This is a genomic window from Bowmanella sp. JS7-9, assembly GCF_004329715.1.
GTDB lineage: Bacteria > Pseudomonadota > Gammaproteobacteria > Enterobacterales > Alteromonadaceae > Pseudobowmanella > Pseudobowmanella zhangzhouensis.
Map to the genome: position 1 here is coordinate 17431 of NZ_JXSY01000022.1, position 17318 is coordinate 34748.

Below are 17318 nucleotides of genomic sequence, written 5' to 3' on the forward strand. Positions count from 1 at the left end.
CGTCTCCTCTGCTGTCCAGTTGTTTGTCCGTAAATGTTTGTGTTGAGACCAACGCATCCATGCCGTTGATTGTCCCGCTGTTACTTCTTAACACTCTTACGCAATTAACCTTAATAACTGGAGGCATGTTATGTGCCATATATCTACTAAATCCCGCACGGTGTTTGCTGCGGGGGCGTTATTGTTTTCCTGGCTTTTTATCAGTGATGTCCAGGCTGAATCGGACTGGCCCATGTCTGGCGCCGATATCAACAATACCCGCCATCAAAAAAATGAAACTACCCTGGACCCAGCCAATGTCGCTAATTTGCAGGTCTTGTGGTCAACCACGTTAAACAGTGATGTCTCAGCAACCCCCGCAGTAGAAGGAAAGTTTGTTTATGTACCGGATTGGGCTGGCTATTTAACCAAGATGGATGCACAAACAGGCGCCATCATCTGGCAGCGCTCCTTTACTGAATACACTGGATTGCCGGGCAATCTGGCTCGCGCCACGCCAGCTGTTTACAAAGAGTTGGTGATTATCGGCGATCAGGGCGGGCGAAGCTCCTTTATACCCGGTGTGTTCGGTAACGCCAATATCGTCGCGGTGAACAAACACACCGGAGATTTAGTTTGGTCAACTCAGGTCGACGCGCATCCAGCAGCGATAATTACCCAATCTGCAACCGTATATCAGGACACCGTCTATGTGGGTGTGGCGTCATTGGAAGAAGCGTTTGCAGCGTTTGTTCCCGGCTATCCTTGTTGCTCATTCCGCGGCAGTATGTTGGCCCTGGATGTTAACACCGGCGCCATTAAATGGCGCACCTATACGGCGCCAGCCGGCTTCTCCGGCAACGCAATATGGGGAAGTGCACCGAGTATCGATAAAAACCGTAAACAGATTTACATCGCGACAGGTAACAATTACTCCGCGCCGCAGGCATTTTTGGATTGCGTTGCCGCTGCTGGCAATGATGAAACGGCGCAACGCGCCTGTGTGCCAGCAGACAATTATTTCGATACGATCCTGGCACTGAATATGGATACCGGTGCGATCAACTGGGCTAATGTCGTGATTCCTTTTGACGTGTGGACGGTGTCCTGTTTGTTTGGCTTGCCCGATTGCCCGGACCCAGCGGGGCCCGACTTTGATTTTGGTCAGGCGCCGATGTTGATGAAAGTTAAAATTCCCGAACAGAATAAGCATATCGACCTGGTTGGGGCCGGACAGAAAAGCGGTATATTTTGGGCGCTAAACGCGGATGATGGCTCCATTCGCTGGACCACAAGAGTCAGCCCTGGTGGTGTTGCGGGTGGTTTGCAATGGGGCTCGGCATTTGATGGTGAGCGAATTTATACCTCCAGTGCCAACGTCGAATCTCGTGCTTGGACGTTACCCGATGGTAGCCAAACTAACGCCGGAATTTGGTCAGCGCTGAATCCCGCGACGGGCGAGATTTTGTGGCAAACCGCCAATCCGGCTAATTTCAAGGCTGGAGGGGCTGCGTCAGTGGCCAATGGCATCGTCTTCGCTTGTTCAATGGATGGGGAAGGGCATATGTATGCGATGAATGCAGCCACCGGTGCGGTGCAATGGAGCTTTGCCTCTGGAGGGACGTGCAACTCCGGGGCGGCGATTGTAGATGGCAAAGTATTTTGGGGGTCGGGTTACAAAGCGGTTGGCTTTGACCCGGCGGATACCTCTAACTGGGAGTTTAGGGCATTCGCCTTACCAGAATAACGACAGGATATAAAACGGCTGGACCTATGGTCCAGCCTGACCTTGCGGCCGTTTCTGAGGTTTCAGAACACTGCGTTGATGATCAACAACAGCGCACTGCTGAACAGAGTCAACAGGGTCAGTAACATGCCGGTGACGCGTAACTTGAGTGGTTCTGGTTGCTGACTAATCCCAACGGCATGAATCGCCCGCCCCAGAAACAATGCGCTACCAAGCAGATGAATCAGCCAGGACGCGGCACCTTGTTGCTGCAACATAAACAGCAGAATCAGTGCCAGCGGCACATATTCCATAAAGTTGCCATGGGCACGCATCGCGCGCTGCAACAGACGATCGCCTCCATCACCCAACGCTTGTTGCGCTCGACGACGGGCACCAATGGTGCGAAAGGTCAGCGCGATATAAAGCAACGTCAGTAAACCAGCGTAAAGACCTAACGGCATGTTGCATCCTTAATTTTTTGCGCCCATTAGGGCGGGGTAAAGTGAGCCTAGTCTGCGGAACTTGGCTGATTTGCGCAAGTGCCTGAAAAATTTCCCGAATTTTGCAACGCTCTGTGAAACAAATTGTTGCGATTAGTCAGACACAATTTACGCCTAACTGAATTGTTGTTACGTATGAAGCCCAGTATCGTACCCATCAAGATTGCGAGAAGAAGCAAACGAATGCTGGAACTAAAAAATATATGTAAAAGTTTTGCCAACGGTGAAGAGACCGTGCATGCCCTGCGAGACGTGTCCATGCGCGTGAAAGACAATGAATTCGTGGCGTTTATGGGAAGCTCAGGTTCGGGTAAATCGACCCTGATGAATATATTGGGTTGTCTGGACTCTCCCAACGCCGGGCAGTACCTGTTAAATGGTCAGGATGTAGCGGCACTGGATGATGACACCTTGTCTGCCATCCGTAACAAACACATCGGCTTTATTTTCCAGACCTTCCACCTGTTGCCCAAGCTTGATGCCATTGCCAACGTGAAACTGCCACTGCGCTACGCCGATGTGACGGATGAAGAGGCAACCGAGCGTGCGATTGAATTACTGCAAAAAGTGGGACTCGGGCATCGCATGCATCACCGCCCGTTTGAAATGTCCGGTGGTCAGCGCCAGCGGGTCGCGATTGCCCGCGCGTTGATAAATCGCCCTAGTGTGATTCTGGCCGATGAACCAACCGGTAACCTGGATACCAAAACATCGGTGGAAATTATGGCGTTACTCAATGAGTTGCATCGTCAGGGACAGACCATAGTGATGGTGACCCATGAAGATGATATCGCGGAACATGCCGGGCGTATTGTGCTCATGCGTGATGGTCAGATCCTCGATAACGATTACAAATTACCTGCGGGGGTGCGACATGGCGCTGCGTAAATGGTTATGTCTGCTAAGTATGCTGTCCGCCCCTGTGATTGCTGCACAGCCGTTGCTGTTAACCGGCGAAGTGAGCTCGCCTGAGAGTCAGGTGGTGGTGGCACCTAAAACCGATCGCTGGCAGGTCATGATTCAGTGGATGCCTGACGAAGGTCAGGTGGTTGAAAAAGGCGAACTGGTGACGGTGTTCGACTCCGGCGGTATTCAAACCAAGCTGGAACAAAACCAGCAGGAACTGGAAATGCAGTTGCTTGAGCTGAAAAAGATCGAAATGGATCTGAATCAGGCCGTGGTCGAGGCACAGGGCAAGCTTGAACTGGCAAAAATCTCGGTTAACAAAGCCAGAATTGAAGCCAGCGTAGAAGATGGTGATGTCAGTGCGTTTGATAAGGGTAAATACCAAATCGCTTACGAAAAAGCGCTGATGGAGCAGTTAAAGGCAGAAGAAGCGCTCAAGCTGGCCGAGCAGGCCCGCTTAGTGGGCATACAGAAGCAAAAAATCAATATTCTGCAAACCGAAGAAGACATTGCTTACCAAAGTTCGCAGCTGGAAAAAATGAGCGTAAAAGCACTGGTGACAGGGCCTGTGTCCTATATGCCGCATCCCTGGGACGGCAATAATAAGATCACCGCAGGCACCAATGTGCAGGCTGCATGGAGCGTGTTAACCGTACAGGCGCAATCTGGCTATCAGGTTACCGCTTGGATCCACGAAATTGATGCCGCACGAATCGATCTGGCCGGGATGGATATTCAGTTGTCGCTGGATGCGTATCCGGGCAAAACCTATCCGGGCACACTGATGAACGCCAGCAAGCAGGCGGAAGCGCGAGCACAGTGGAGCGATAGTGCCTATTACAAGTTACTGATTGGTTTTGAACAATTGCCTGAGGTGATGCTATCGCCGGGGATGAGCGTGCGGGTGATGTTGACCCCTAAAAGAAGAGCATCATCATGAAAAAACACATGATTAATCTGGCGGCGTTGGCCGTCATCGGCGTGTTAACCGGTTGTGGTGAGTCAGCGCAAACAGTGACGCAGAATCAGGCACCGGCGGTGAGCGCCCCGGCCGAACTGGTGTCACTCAAATCCGCCACGCTAGGCCCGCCGAACGTGCGTCGCATGTGGCAGTTTAAAATCGCCAAACTGGCACCGGAAAATACGCAGGTAAAAGCCGGTGACGTGGTGCTGGTGTTTGATGGACAGAATCTGAAAACCGATTTGATTGGCCGCATCAGTGATCTGGACGCGCAGAAAAAGCGTGCGGAAAGTGAACAACTGGATGATGAAGCCAAGGAACAAGATTTGGTTCTGGCGTTGGCGGAAGCGGAAATGAACTTCGAAAAAGCCAAGCGCAAAGCGGAGATTGTTGATGCTTCGCGTTCACGCATCGAGCGCGATAAACAACAGGCCGACTTTGAGTATGCCAACGCGGCACTGGCGCAGGCCAAGCAGCGCCTGGCCCATCATCGCGAAGCAATGGTGATCAATCGCCAGGTGGCACAGGGCAAAGTGGCAACGCTGCAGGGCAAAGTCGATGAGATTAAAGGCGATATAGCCAAGTTAACCGTCAGAGCACCGAAAGACGGCCTGGTCATTTACAAAACCGGTGGTGAAGGTGAAAAGCCAGCTGAGGGCGAAACCGTATTTCTGGGACGTAGCCTGATTGAACTGCCGTCATTAGATGAAGTGGCCCTGAAAGCCGAGTTTTCAGAGCCGGATACTTCGCGTCTGCAACCCGGCCAAACGGTGCGGGTAGTGTTCGAAGCCTATCCGGAAATGGCGTATTTAGGGCGTATTACCCACCTTGGTCAGGCCTATTACCCTAAATCCAGTAGCAGTAGCAAAATCATCTTTGATGCACTGATTGAGCTGGGCGAGCAACGCCCGGAGGTCATGCGTCCTGGCATGAAAGCCAAAGTGGAACTGAGTAACGAATCATGAAGTATCTGACCCTTGGACTAGCCATTTTGGCATTGACCGCATGCTCCGATGTACCGGAGCAGACGGTGCCTGTATATCAGGTAACGGCGCGTGAATTCGCCATTAGCGTGCCGGCGTTTGGTGAGTTGGAAGCGGCCGAGGCACAGAAAATTCTGGTGCCCGGGCGAACCCCGATGATGATTGAATGGCTGGCAGAAGAGAACACATCGGTGAAAAAAGGCGACGTGGTCGCCCGTTTTGATGCGGAACAATTGCTGCTCGATAGTCGCCGTGAAGAATTAGCCATGTTGCTGCTGGACAAGGATATGCGCAACAAACAGGCTGAGCGGGAAAAGCAGGAGAGTGAACTGGACTCCGAAGAGGCCTATGTGGCCAAGGAGTTTGCCTTCGTTGATCGCTTTGCCATCGACGATTTACGCCTGTATTCCAAGCTGGAAATCATCGATACCTTGTCGAATCGTGATTATCTGGGTGCCAAAGATGAATACATCGACTGGAAACAGGAGAGTATCGAACAACAAAGCCAGAGTTCACTGGATGTGCTGAATATCCAGAAACAGGGCCATGCGGCCAAGTTTCAGCAACACCAGCAGGCGCTGTCTCAGCTGGAAGTCTATGCCCCTTACGACGGTATTCTGCAATATGAAAAAAACTGGCGTGGCGAGCGTCCTGCGGTAGGCCAGACGGTTTTCCCGGGTTCGGCGGTGGCAAAAATCCCGAATCTGGACAAGATGCAGGCGCGGGTCTTTGTGCTGGACAAAGATGCGATTGGGTTGGAAAAAGGCCAGCCTGTGGACATCCGCGTTCAGGCCTATCCAGACAAACATTTCGCCGGGACGGTGAGTTCGGTGTCCGGATTTAGCCGCACCATCAAACGGGGTAACCCGATCAAATATTTCGAGGTTGTGGTAGCCATCGACAGTCAGGATCCCTTGTTGCAGGCGGGGCTCAAAGTCAATGCCACTATCAACGCCAAACCTGCCGGTGAGAGCCGGGTTATCCCGTTGCAGGCGCTGTTTAACCAGCGTGGTGAAAACTTCGTGTATGTGCGCGATGGCAGCGAATTTGTGCGCCAGACGGTCAGCACAGGCAATAAGAACTTATATTTTGTAGAGATTACCGCCGGACTTGATGCTGGTGATGAAATCGCCCTGAGTGTCCCGGAGAACAACCAATGACGCAGTTTAGACCGTTAATTCTGGAAGCTTTGCAAGAGCTGGCTTCCCACAAGTTACGCACGCTGTTGACCTTGTTAGGGATGATTTTTGGCGTGGGCGCGGTGATTGCCATGCTGAATATCGGCGAAGGCGCCGAGCGTGAAGCCCTGAAACTGATTGACTCCATGGGGCTGCGCAATCTGATTGTGGAAGGCAAGAAGTTTGATGATGCGGAACTCAAAGAGATCCGTCAGGAATCGTTGGGACTTACGCTGGCTGACGTCAATGCCGCGGCGCAAACGTTACCCTTTGTGGTGGACCATAGCGCCGAACGTCAGATTAAAACCCAATCGGTATACAGTGACTTCGCCAGCGCGGATGTGGATGTGGTGGGTGTGACCGCCAGCCACTTTGCCCTGTCGAATATGCGCCCTCAGGCAGGACGATTGCTCAGCGAGCAGGATAATGCGGAGCTGGCGCAGGTTGCCGTATTGGGTGCCAGCGCCGCGCGCCAGTTGTTTCCCGGGCAGGATGCGGTGGGTGAATTTGTCAAAATTAACCATTTGTGGGCACAGGTGGTGGGGGTGCTGGACGAGCCTTATTTGGGCAAAGATGAATTTCAGGGGGTCAAAATCGGTGGTGATGCCACGCGCATATTTGTGCCTTTGGCCACCAGTCTGAAAAAGCTTAACGGACCGGAACTGGCCAGTGAGCTGGACGTGATTAAACTGAAAATCGCCGACGATACTGATCCTATGGTGGCGGCCAAAGCCGTGGCACAGCTGTTTAAATTGCGCCATGGCGAAGCGGAAGATTATCAGATGGTGATCCCCGCCGCATTGCTGGCTCAGCAGAAGCAAACCCAGCAGATATTTAACATCGTAATGGCCTGCGTGGCAGGGATTTCGTTGTTGGTTGGCGGCATTGGTATTATGAATATCATGTTGGCTAACGTGCTGGAACGCACCAAAGAAATCGGTTTATTGCGTGCAGTCGGCGCGACCCGACAAAATATCAAGATGCAGTTTATCGCCGAGAGTTTCACCATTTCGGTACTGGGTGGTTTGCTGGGGGTGTTTTTTGGATTGGTGCTATCTGAGATTATTGGTTTCTATTCAGGCTGGGCGGTAAGCTGGTCAATGCTGGCGATTTTCCTGTCACTGGGAATTTGTTTGGCGGTGGGCGTTGGATTCGGTGTATTCCCGGCCATTAAAGCTTCGCAGCTAAGTCCGATTGAGGCACTGCACAGCGATTGATCCTGGCAGGTGCCCCTGCACGTAATCCTGCCAAACAGGAGAATGTGATGAAGGTAGCAATTGTCGGCGCCGGTCTGGCCGGTGCCTATCTGGCCAACCAATTGGTTGTGCAAGGTCACGACGTGGTGGTGTTTGAAAAGTCCCGCGGTATTGGCGGGCGGATGAATACCAAAATGCTGGACTTTGCCGCCGCCGATCTGGGTGCGCAATATTTCACTTTGCGTGACCAACGCTTTGAGGCGCTCAAACAGCAATGGCTGCAGCAGGACGTGATTGCGCCCTGGATATTTACTCCCTACACCTATAAAAACCAGCAACTTGCTCCTTCACCCGATAACGAAACCCGCTATGTGGGCATGCCTGGCATGCGCGCGCCCGCGCAAACCCTGTTAGACGGCATTGTGGTGCACTACACCACCTGTGTTGTCGGGTTGCAACGGCAGGGCCGCGGCTGGCAATTAGAGGATCATCTGAGCCAATGGCACGCTGGCTTCGACCGTGTGGTTTGTGCCATCCCCGCAGATCAGGCCAAAGCGTTATTAGCCAACACGTCAATTGGCACGCGTATTCCCACCGATTTGCATCTGCCCTGTTGGGCGGTGGCTTTACACAGCAGCGATGAGGTCGACCCAGCGCTATGTGGTATTTTTTCTGATGATGAATTTAGCTGGGTCAGCCGCAATGGTACTAAGCCGGGCCGGGACACTGACTGTTGGATTTTGCATGCCAGTGCCGATTATTCCGCCAGTAAAGGACGTGATGCTGCAGCACAGGTTGCCGGGGATGCTAAAGCCTGGCTGCGGCGGGTTGTCGGTGTGAAGCAGATTGACGACCAATACACGCATTTCTGGCGCTTCGCCAGACAAAATCCAGCGGTGGCGGCGCTGGGGTTAATCCAGCACACAGCGGAGGGAATAGCTGCTATCGGTGACTGGTGCGAAGGTGGCCGGGTTGAAGGTGCGTTGTTATCGGCGCACAATCTGTTACACAGTGAGTTTTTTAGTTAGTGCGTGGATAACAGGGGACGGGGATGAAAAACGAAATCGATATTTTGCAGGTGATGCGGGTATTCGAAAAAATTCGCAGTCAGGGCGAGGCGAAGGATGACGGGCATTATCTGGATGGCGTTACCGCACGCAGTGATTTTGATGGTTATACCCTGTACTTATCCGACGCGCAGAGCACCCTCACGGTGTTTTTCCATAACAAATATCACTTTGATTATCCCTCTGAACAGGCGCTCGAAGACTTTACCAAACGTCTGCACGCGATTGATAAAAATCACTGACGCAATAATCCTCGGTTAACCGCAGTTTTCGCTGGCAGTACAGATACTTAGTGCATAGAATCTAAGCAGAGGGGCGCATTCGTCACAAAACTGCAACAGTTGTCTGCGACGATCACGGCGCCTGCCGTAACACAAAAATAACGACGATGAACCCCATGAGTCACCCCGAAAAATTCTATCCGAAAGAGCTAAGCTGGCTGGCGTTTAATCAACGCGTCCTGCAAGAAGCGGCTGATCGCAATAACCCTATTATTGAGCGTATCCGTTTTTTGGGTATTTACTCCAACAACCTCGACGAATTTTTCCGGGTGCGGGTGGCGGATGTGAAACGCCAAATCATGATCCATATGAACGCGGGTGATGATGAACGTGCCGATTATTCCAAAGAGTTGCTCGAACAGATCCAGCAAAAAGTGCAGGATCTGTCCGTAGAGTTCGAAGCCATTTATCAGGACGTTGTCGCTAAATTGGCGCGTTATAACGTGGTGATGGTTAATCCGCTCAACCTCAGTGATTATCAGCGGAACTGGCTGCAGGGCTTCTTTAAAAATAAGGTGTTGCGTCACGTTGCCCCGTTATTGCTGCACTCAAAAATTGAATTAGAAAAACGCCTGCATGACACCACGTCTTATCTGCTGATTGCGATACATAAAGACGATCAGGAAACCCGTTATGCGGTGATTGAAGTACCAGTACAGGCGCTGGGGCGTTTTATCGAGATCCCACCGGAAAAAAGCCGTAAAAAACGCCATATCATGCTGCTCGACGACATTATTAAGCAGTGCCTGCCAAGCATTTTCCGCGGCTTTGTGGAATTTGATTCGCTGGAAGCCTACTCATTTAAGATGACCCGTGACTCTGAATATTCCATCAATGATGAAATTGATGAGAGTTATGTGGAAAAAATGACGGAAAGCATGAAACAGCGCCTGCGCGCTGAGCCGGTGCGGGTTAACTATGATGGCGCGATGCCCAAGGACATGCTGAAGGTCCTGAAAAAGCGCCTGAAGATGTCGTCCTATGACAGTATGATCGCCGGCGGTCCTTATCGGAATTTCCGTGATTTTATCGGGTTTCCCAATGTTGGCCGTGACTATCTGGAAAATCATCCGTTACCGGCGTTAACCGCCAATGCGTTTGAACGTTGCGATACCATTTTTGAAGCGATTCGTCGGCAGGATATCCTGTTGTATTACCCCTTCCATCGCTTTTTGCACTTTAGCGAGTTTTTGCGTCAGGCCGCGTTTGACCCGGCGGTGAAACATATTCGCATCAATATTTATCGGGTAGCGAAAAGCTCACGGATTATGAGCAGCCTGATCGACGCGGTAGACAACGGCAAACTGGTTACCGTGGTGGTTGAGTTACGTGCGCGCTTTGATGAAGAAGCGAATATCGACTGGTCGAAGAAACTCACCGACGCCGGGGTCAGGGTTATCCTTGGTCCGCAGTCGCTGAAAATTCACAGCAAACTGTGTGTGGTGAGTCGCGAAGAGCAGGGTGAAATTCGTCACTACGCTCACTTCGGTACAGGCAACTTCAACGAGAAAACCGCGAAGATTTACACCGACTTTAGTTTATTCACCTGCAATCAGGCGTTGGCACAGGAAGGCATCAACGTCTTCGATATGATTCAAAACCCGTACAAACGTCAGTGGTTTGATTTATTGCATGTGTCACCGCTGAATAACCGCATTCGTCTGGTGGGATTGATTCGTAATGAAGTGGTGAACGCCAAGGCCGGACGCAAAGCGGCGATTACCCTCAAACTGAATAACCTCGAAGACGCGACCATGATTGAGGAGTTGTATGCGGCCAGTCAGGCTGGGGTGAAGATCCGTATGATCATTCGTGGCATTTGCTGTTTACGTCCCGGCATCAAAGGCTTGAGTGAAAATATTTCGGTGATCAGCATCGTCGACCGCTATCTGGAACACCCGCGGGTGCTGGTGTTTGAGAACGGCGGTGACCCTAAAGTGTATATTTCCTCCGCGGACTGGATGACCCGGAATCTGGACGGCCGTATTGAAGTAGGCTGCCCGATTCTGGAGCCAGTGCTGCAAAAACGCATCATTGATATTCTCGAACTGCAGTTTAAGGACACCATGAAAGCGCGGGTTATTGATGCGGAGCAATCTAACCGCTATGTGCCGCGTGGTAATCGTCGCAAGATTCAATCTCAGGTGGCTATTTATAATTATCTGACCGAATTAGAGCGCCACATTGCTACCGAACAAGCGGCAGAACAGGAGCCCCATGACCCAGCCGGATAACGCCTTCGTCGACCTCAATACCCGTGAAGCCAGCCAAGTTGCTGCGCTGGACTTAGGCTCTAACAGTTTTCACCTGGTGGTGGCGCGTATTGTCGCCGGTTCGGTGCAGATCCTGCACCGGGTCAAACAAAAAGTGCGTCTGGCCGATGGGTTAGACGAGGCGGATGTATTGTCCCCGGAGGCGATGCAGCGTGGCCTGAATATGCTGGCGCTGGTGGCGCAGAGCCTGAAAGGTTTTGAACCGGATAAGGTGCGTATTGTTGCCACCTATACACTGCGTAAAGCGGTCAATGCCCATGATTTTCTGGTGGCGGCTCGTGAAGTACTGCCATACCCCATCGAGGTGATTGCCGGTACGGAAGAGGCGCGTCTGATTTTTATGGGCGTGGCACATACCAATCACGCCCAGGGGCAGTCGCTGGTGGTGGATATCGGTGGGGGGTCGACGGAATTTGCCATTGGCGAAGGGTTTGACCCACTACTCCTGCGCAGTCTCGACATGGGCTGTGTGTCTTTTACCCAACGCTTTTTCGCCAATGGTGATATCAGTAAAAAAGCGTTTCGACGCGCAGTTACAGCGGCAGAGCAGGAACTGGAACATATTGAAAAACGCTATCGCAAGCTGGGCTGGCGTCAGTGTTTTGGAACCTCAGGTACGATTAAAGCCATCGCCGAAGCGTGTAAAGCGCTGCAACTGAGTCCACGTGCCGGGGTGATCACGGCGCAGGCACTGCAACAGCTGGCAGCGATGGTGTTGGTGTGGGAGCGGGTAGAGCATATTCAGCTCGAGGGTATTAGTCAGGATCGCCGCGAAGTGTTACTGGCGGGACTGGCCATTTTGACCGCGGTATTCAACCGCCTCGATATTGACCAGATGGAATACAGTTCGGCAGCCTTGCGAGAGGGTGTGCTGTACGAGATGGAAGAAGAGCTGACCCAGCACACCAGTGTGCGGGCGCGCAGCGCCGAGTCGTTGGCGACGCGCTATGACGTGGACACCGAGCAGGCCAGACGTGTACTGGCGACCTGCCGCATGTTGTTTGATCAGGTTGCGGCCAACTGGCAATTATCAAAGGGCGATCTGGGCGATTTACTCGGCTGGGCCGCCTTGCTGCACGAGGTGGGCTTGCAGATTAACAGTCGCGGGGTGCAGCGCCACTCCGGATACATACTGCAACATGTGGAATTGCCCGGCTTTAATCAGGAGCAACAACACCTGTTAGCCACCTTGGTGAGCTTGCATCGCAATAAAATCAGGCAGCTAGAGACCATAGAGTGGGATATCTATCGCTGGCAGGATATTCGTTATTTGGTAGCACTGCTGCGACTTGGCGTGTTGCTCAATATTAAGCGTCAGGATGACTTTGTTCCCCACATCGAGGCCAGCGCCAGCGAACAAAGAATAAATCTTAGTTTTCCGTCCGGGTGGCTGGTGGACAAACCTATTATCACCGCAGACCTTCGTCGAGAGCAGCACCAAATCAAAGCACTTGGTCTGGTGTTACTTATCAATGGTGAGGAAGACCTGACACTGGCCGACTAAGGCCAGTTGGCACGCAGATTGAATTGCTCGTTGTATCTGCACTGCGCGAAAGGGCGCCGACGCATGCAACGGGAGGACTATGCTGCTGCAATTTGCATCGCAACACCGCCTCGGTAAAGGCTTTATTCATGATGCGACCACCTGGTACGTGCCATTAGCCGAACGTATTCTGCTGCACTTTAAACGTGCAAAACGCCCCGTGATGGTGGGTATCAATGGTTGTCAGGGGTCGGGTAAAACGACCTTTTGTGCGTTTGTCGCCGACTACTTACGTCAAAACCATGCAGTCAATGTGCTGTGCCTGTCTTTAGATGACTTTTACTTCAGCCACGCCAGGCGCCAGCATCTGGCTGCCAGTATTCATCCACTACTGCAAACACGCGGTGTGCCCGGAACGCACGATACCGTTGAACTGGCTGCGGTGCTGGAACAGGTTCGTCAGCAAGCGTCATCGTTCAGTGTGCCGCGCTTTAATAAGGCCACGGATAATCCCGCCGTATCACAACCCATCGATGGCCCGGTTGACATTCTGTTATTTGAAGGCTGGTGCTGGGGAGTTCCTGCTCAGGATGAAGCGTCGCTGCTCAAGCCAATCAATGCGCTGGAAGCGCAGGAAGATAGCGATGGACGCTGGCGCCATTATGTCAATCAGCAACTGGCCAGCCATTATCTGCCTTTGTATGCCTTTATGGATATGTGGCTGATGTTGCGCGCCCCGTCTTTTGCGCAGGTGTTTGCCTGGCGTCTGGAGCAAGAACACAAACTGCGCGATGCGACCTCTGGCGCAGGCGATGGCCTGATGAATGATGTGCAACTGGCAAGGTTCATTCAACACTATCAGCGCTTAACGGAACGAAGTCTGGCAGCACTACCAGCCCGCTGTGACTGGGTGTTAATGCTCGACGAACAGCGCCGGGTGACTCGCTGTTTACCGGGAGGTGGTAATGGCTAAGTCGCGTTTGGTGATCTTTACTGACCTGGATGGCACTTTGCTGGATCACGACAGCTATGATTTCAGGCCCGCCTCGGCGGTGTTGCATCGTCTCAGGCAACTGGATGCCATCGTTATTCCCACTAGCAGCAAAACCCGCTTTGAGATCGAACCATTAATGGCGGATCTCGGCATACACGCTGGTTTTATCTGTGAAAATGGTGCCGCCATCTACCTGTTTGATGACGCGCAAATAGCAAATACAGCGGAGTTTGAACCGGACGGTCATTTGTTGCGCCGCAGTTTTTGTCAGCCGCGCAAATATTGGTTACAGCAACTAAAGGTTGTCGCTGCGGAATTTGATGGCCTTTACCGGCAATTTTCTCAGATGTCTCTGACTGAAATCGCCAAACTGACCGGCTTATCGCCGGTACAGGCGCTACGTGCTGCCCAGCGTGAGTATACCGAACCGTTATTGTGGTTGGGCAGCGCTGCACAGGCACAAGAGTTTATTGCCTGCCTTGCAGTGCAGGGCATTCAAGGCGTGTTTGGCGGACGATTTTTGACAATCGGTGGGCAACACAGCAAAGGACAGGCGATGGCGTGGCTGCAGCAGCAAATACAGGCGGCCTTTCCCCACCAGCAATTTACCAGCGTCGCGCTGGGCGATGGACAGAATGATATTTCCATGCTGCGACAGGCTGATATCGCAGTGCGGATTAAAAACCCCCACAACCCGTTGTTCGACATTGAACATCCCAATCTTTTGACCAGTACCTTTACCGGCCCACAGGGCTGGGCGGAGTGTATGCAACAGATCCTGGCAACAGAGGAGTAAAGTTATGGCCGATTTTTATCAAAATGGCATCGTCACTACGTTACATAATCTGGACAACCGTCCGCTTGAGCAAATGGAAGCGGAGTTGTGTCAGTTTGCCGCACAACGGCCGCTGGGGCTTATTTTACCGAGCCTGTATTCCGAACTGCAGGGACCGGCGCTGGATAATATCGTCCGTCATTTGTGCGAAGTACCCTATCTCAATCAGATCGTGATCGGGCTGGATCGCGCCGATCGTGAGCAGTTTCGTCATGCCAGTGAGTTTTTCTCGCGCTTACCGCAGCATCACCGGATTTTGTGGAACGATGGGCCACGCTTGCGAGCATTAGATGCTGAACTGGCCGAGCTCGGCCTGGCGCCTAAAGAAATGGGTAAGGGGCGCAATGTCTGGTATTGCATGGGGTATGTGCTTGCGTCCGGCAAAGCCGAGTCGGTGGCATTACATGATTGCGATATCGTCACCTATCAAAGGAATTTATTGGCCAGATTAATCTATCCGGTCGCTAACCCGCAGTTTAACTATGAGTTTTGTAAGGGGTTTTACGCGCGGGTCGCGGACGGCAAATTAAATGGCCGGGTGTCGCGCCTGTTAGTTACGCCACTGTTAAAAGCATTGCAGCGGGTGGTGGGACATTGTGACTATCTGGAATTTATGGATAGCTTCCGCTACCCACTGGCGGGTGAATTCTCGTTTCGTCGTGATGTATTAAACGATATTCGCATCCCCAGTGACTGGGGCCTGGAAATTGGCGTGCTGTCTGAAATGTACCGCAACTATGCCAGTAATCGCGTGGCGCAGGTGGATATTGCCAATATTTACGATCATAAACATCAGGATTTATCGGTGGGCAATGATCAGGGCGGCTTATCCAGAATGTCGATTGATATTACCAAGGCGCTGTTCCGCAAACTGGCCACCGAGGGGCATACCTTTAGCTCCGAAGTGTTCCGTTCTATCAAGGCAACCTACTTCCGCATCGCATTGGATTTTGTGGAGACTTATCACAACGATGCACGCATGAATGGCTTGCGACTGGATGTACATAACGAAGAAAAAGCCGTCGAACTGTTTGCCGAAAACATTATGAAGGCGGGGCAGAGCTTTTTGAATTACCCGATGGAGCGTCCGTTTATTCCCAGCTGGAACCGGGTGCAAAGTGCTATGCCGGATGTGTTTGAACGCCTGGTGCAAGCGGTGGAAGATGATGCCGCAGACATTGCCATGGAGGAGAGTGGATGTCTGTCGTTACCAGCCTGAAAGAGAGCCTTATTCATCATTTACGTTTTATTTATGCAGATACACCCTTGCCGATGGCGATTGAGAGTGTTGCCGATGAGTTGATTCAGGAAATGCGGCTGCAACAGGTGTGCTGCAATGTAGCGCCCCATCAAAACCGCTGGTCACAGCGGGATGTCACCTTGATCACATATGGAGACTCCATCGAGTCGGCAGACGAATTTCCTTTAGTGACGCTCAAACGCTTTCTCGATGAGTACTGCGCTGGACTGGTAAATACGGTGCATATTTTACCGTTCTTTCCGTACAGTTCCGATGATGGCTTTGCGGTGATGGATTACACCCAGGTCAACGAAGCATTGGGTGACTGGCCAGCGATTAATGCCATCGCCACAGATTACCGCCTGATGGCCGATGTGGTGCTGAATCACTGTTCCGCGCGCAGCCTGTGGTTTGAAAATTTCATCCGCAGTGAGGGCACCGGCAGCGATTATTTCTTTGTGGCGCCAGCGGATGCTGATATCTCACAAGTAGTGCGGCCGCGTACATCGCCGCTGCTCAAAGCGGTGGATACCGCGCGTGGCGAACAGTGGGTGTGGTGCACCTTTAGCCATGATCAGGTGGATTTTGACTTCCGTAACCCTGCGGTGCTCAGTGCGTTTATGCGGATTTTCCGGCGTTATCTGGATGAAGGTGTGCGTATCTTCCGGCTCGATGCGGTGGCCTTTGTCTGGAAACAGGCCGGTAGCACCAGTATCAATTTACCGCAGACTCACGAGATTGTGCGTCTCATCCGCACGCTGGTGGAGCATGCCTGCCCGGATGCGGTGATAATCACCGAAACCAACGTGCCCAATCAGGAAAATCTGGCCTACTTCGGTAACGCCAATGAGGCGCACGGCATATACAACTTTTCCCTGCCGCCACTACTGGTTAATACCCTGGTTAGCGGCAATTGCCGGGTGTTACGTAATTGGTTGATGTCGATGCCACCGGCGCAAAACGGGACCTTCTATTTCAATTTTATTGCGTCCCATGATGGCATCGGATTACGCCCGGCCGAAGGGTTGCTCAGTGATGAAGATGTCTCGCAACTGGTGCAAACCATGCAAAGTTTTGGCGGGTTGATTTCATGGCGTGCCGGCCCCCATGGGCAACCATTACCCTATGAAATGAATATTGCCTTGATCGATGCCTTGCAGGGTACTCACGCTGGGCCGGACAAATGGGGGATTGCCCGCTTTATCTGCGCCCATGCCATCATGTTCGCACTGGAGGGGATACCCGGGGTGTATATCCATAGTTTGCTAGGCACGCAAAACGACAACGAACGGGTTAAAAATAGTGGGCATAACCGTGCGATTAATCGTCTTCGTTGGCGTTGGCAGCATCTGCAGCAACAACTACATGATCCGTTGTCCGGCCACAAAAGGGTGCTGCAGGGGCTAACCGAATTACTGGCGATCCGCATTCGTCAGCGTGCGTTTCATCCCAATGCCACACAATTTGTGCTGCAGTTAGGCGAGCAGTTGTTTGGCTTTTGGCGACAAAGCAGCGACCGCCAGCAAAGTATCTTTTGTGTCAGCAACATCAGTGCTGAGCCCCAGCAATTGTTTCTGGCGGATATCAATATGATTGGTACCCATTCTTGGGTTGACCTGGTCAGTGGTAACCTGATTTATGCTGAGCAGCAGAGTATCGAAATGGCGCCGTATCAGAGTGTCTGGATCACCAATCGCGCGGAATAGAAACAAC

General features: G+C 52.2%; 15 protein-coding genes. 14 read left to right on the top strand and 1 reads right to left on the bottom strand.

Annotated features, from left to right (window positions below):
- The first annotated feature begins 130 nt into the window (after positions 1-130).
- Positions 131-1726 (top strand): PQQ-binding-like beta-propeller repeat protein, encoded by a 1596-nt coding sequence (locus TK45_RS12865; protein WP_131259247.1) that lies wholly within the window; start codon positions 131-133, stop codon positions 1724-1726.
- A gap of 62 nt (positions 1727-1788) precedes the next feature.
- Here TK45_RS12865 and TK45_RS12870 read toward each other — a convergent pair whose 3' ends face one another.
- Positions 1789-2169: an MAPEG family protein gene (locus TK45_RS12870; protein WP_131259248.1), complete on the bottom strand. Its 381-nt coding sequence runs from the start codon at positions 2167-2169 to the stop codon at positions 1789-1791.
- Positions 2170-2391: 222 nt separating this feature from the next.
- Between TK45_RS12870 and TK45_RS12875 the strand changes: the two genes are divergently transcribed.
- The 13 genes from TK45_RS12875 (at position 2392) to TK45_RS12935 (ending at position 17311) form a co-directional block, all read left to right on the top strand.
- Positions 2392-3096, top strand: a complete 705-nt coding sequence (locus tag TK45_RS12875) for an ABC transporter ATP-binding protein (protein WP_131259249.1) — start codon at positions 2392-2394, stop codon at positions 3094-3096.
- Positions 3083-4054: an HlyD family secretion protein gene (locus tag TK45_RS12880; protein ID WP_165490787.1), complete on the top strand. Its 972-nt coding sequence runs from the start codon at positions 3083-3085 to the stop codon at positions 4052-4054. The genes TK45_RS12875 and TK45_RS12880 overlap by 14 nt, the downstream gene beginning before the upstream one ends.
- Positions 4051-5040 carry an HlyD family secretion protein gene (locus TK45_RS12885; RefSeq protein WP_131259251.1) on the top strand — a complete coding sequence of 330 codons (990 nt, stop codon included), beginning with the start codon at positions 4051-4053 and terminating at the stop codon, positions 5038-5040. Before TK45_RS12880 ends, TK45_RS12885 begins: the two co-directional genes overlap by 4 nt.
- Complete coding sequence (locus TK45_RS12890; protein WP_254426618.1) at positions 5037-6218, top strand: efflux RND transporter periplasmic adaptor subunit; 1182 nt, start codon at positions 5037-5039, stop codon at positions 6216-6218. Before TK45_RS12885 ends, TK45_RS12890 begins: the two co-directional genes overlap by 4 nt.
- Positions 6215-7453 (top strand): ABC transporter permease, encoded by a 1239-nt coding sequence (locus tag TK45_RS12895; RefSeq protein WP_131259253.1) that lies wholly within the window; start codon positions 6215-6217, stop codon positions 7451-7453. The genes TK45_RS12890 and TK45_RS12895 overlap by 4 nt, the downstream gene beginning before the upstream one ends.
- Before the next feature lie 47 nt (positions 7454-7500).
- A complete protein-coding gene (locus tag TK45_RS12900) occupies positions 7501-8460 on the top strand; it encodes an NAD(P)/FAD-dependent oxidoreductase (RefSeq protein WP_131259254.1) in 960 nt (319 codons plus the stop codon).
- A gap of 23 nt (positions 8461-8483) precedes the next feature.
- A complete protein-coding gene (locus tag TK45_RS12905; protein WP_131259255.1) occupies positions 8484-8741 on the top strand; it encodes a DUF3081 domain-containing protein in 258 nt (85 codons plus the stop codon).
- Positions 8742-8896: 155 nt separating this feature from the next.
- Positions 8897-11014, top strand: a complete 2118-nt coding sequence (gene ppk1, locus TK45_RS12910) for a polyphosphate kinase 1 (RefSeq protein WP_131259256.1) — start codon at positions 8897-8899, stop codon at positions 11012-11014.
- On the top strand, positions 10998-12557 hold the full coding sequence (gene ppx / locus TK45_RS12915; protein ID WP_131259257.1) for an exopolyphosphatase: 1560 nt from the start codon (positions 10998-11000) through the stop codon (positions 12555-12557). The genes ppk1 and ppx overlap by 17 nt, the downstream gene beginning before the upstream one ends.
- A gap of 79 nt (positions 12558-12636) precedes the next feature.
- Complete coding sequence (locus TK45_RS12920; protein ID WP_131259258.1) at positions 12637-13509, top strand: P-loop NTPase fold protein; 873 nt, start codon at positions 12637-12639, stop codon at positions 13507-13509.
- Positions 13502-14326 carry a mannosyl-3-phosphoglycerate phosphatase gene (locus tag TK45_RS12925; RefSeq protein WP_131259259.1) on the top strand — a complete coding sequence of 275 codons (825 nt, stop codon included), beginning with the start codon at positions 13502-13504 and terminating at the stop codon, positions 14324-14326. Before TK45_RS12920 ends, TK45_RS12925 begins: the two co-directional genes overlap by 8 nt.
- 4 nt (positions 14327-14330) lie before the next feature.
- Complete coding sequence (locus tag TK45_RS12930; RefSeq protein ID WP_131259260.1) at positions 14331-15584, top strand: glycosyl transferase; 1254 nt, start codon at positions 14331-14333, stop codon at positions 15582-15584.
- A complete protein-coding gene (locus tag TK45_RS12935) occupies positions 15563-17311 on the top strand; it encodes a sugar phosphorylase (RefSeq protein WP_131259261.1) in 1749 nt (582 codons plus the stop codon). The genes TK45_RS12930 and TK45_RS12935 overlap by 22 nt, the downstream gene beginning before the upstream one ends.
- The last annotated feature ends 7 nt before the right edge of the window (positions 17312-17318 follow it).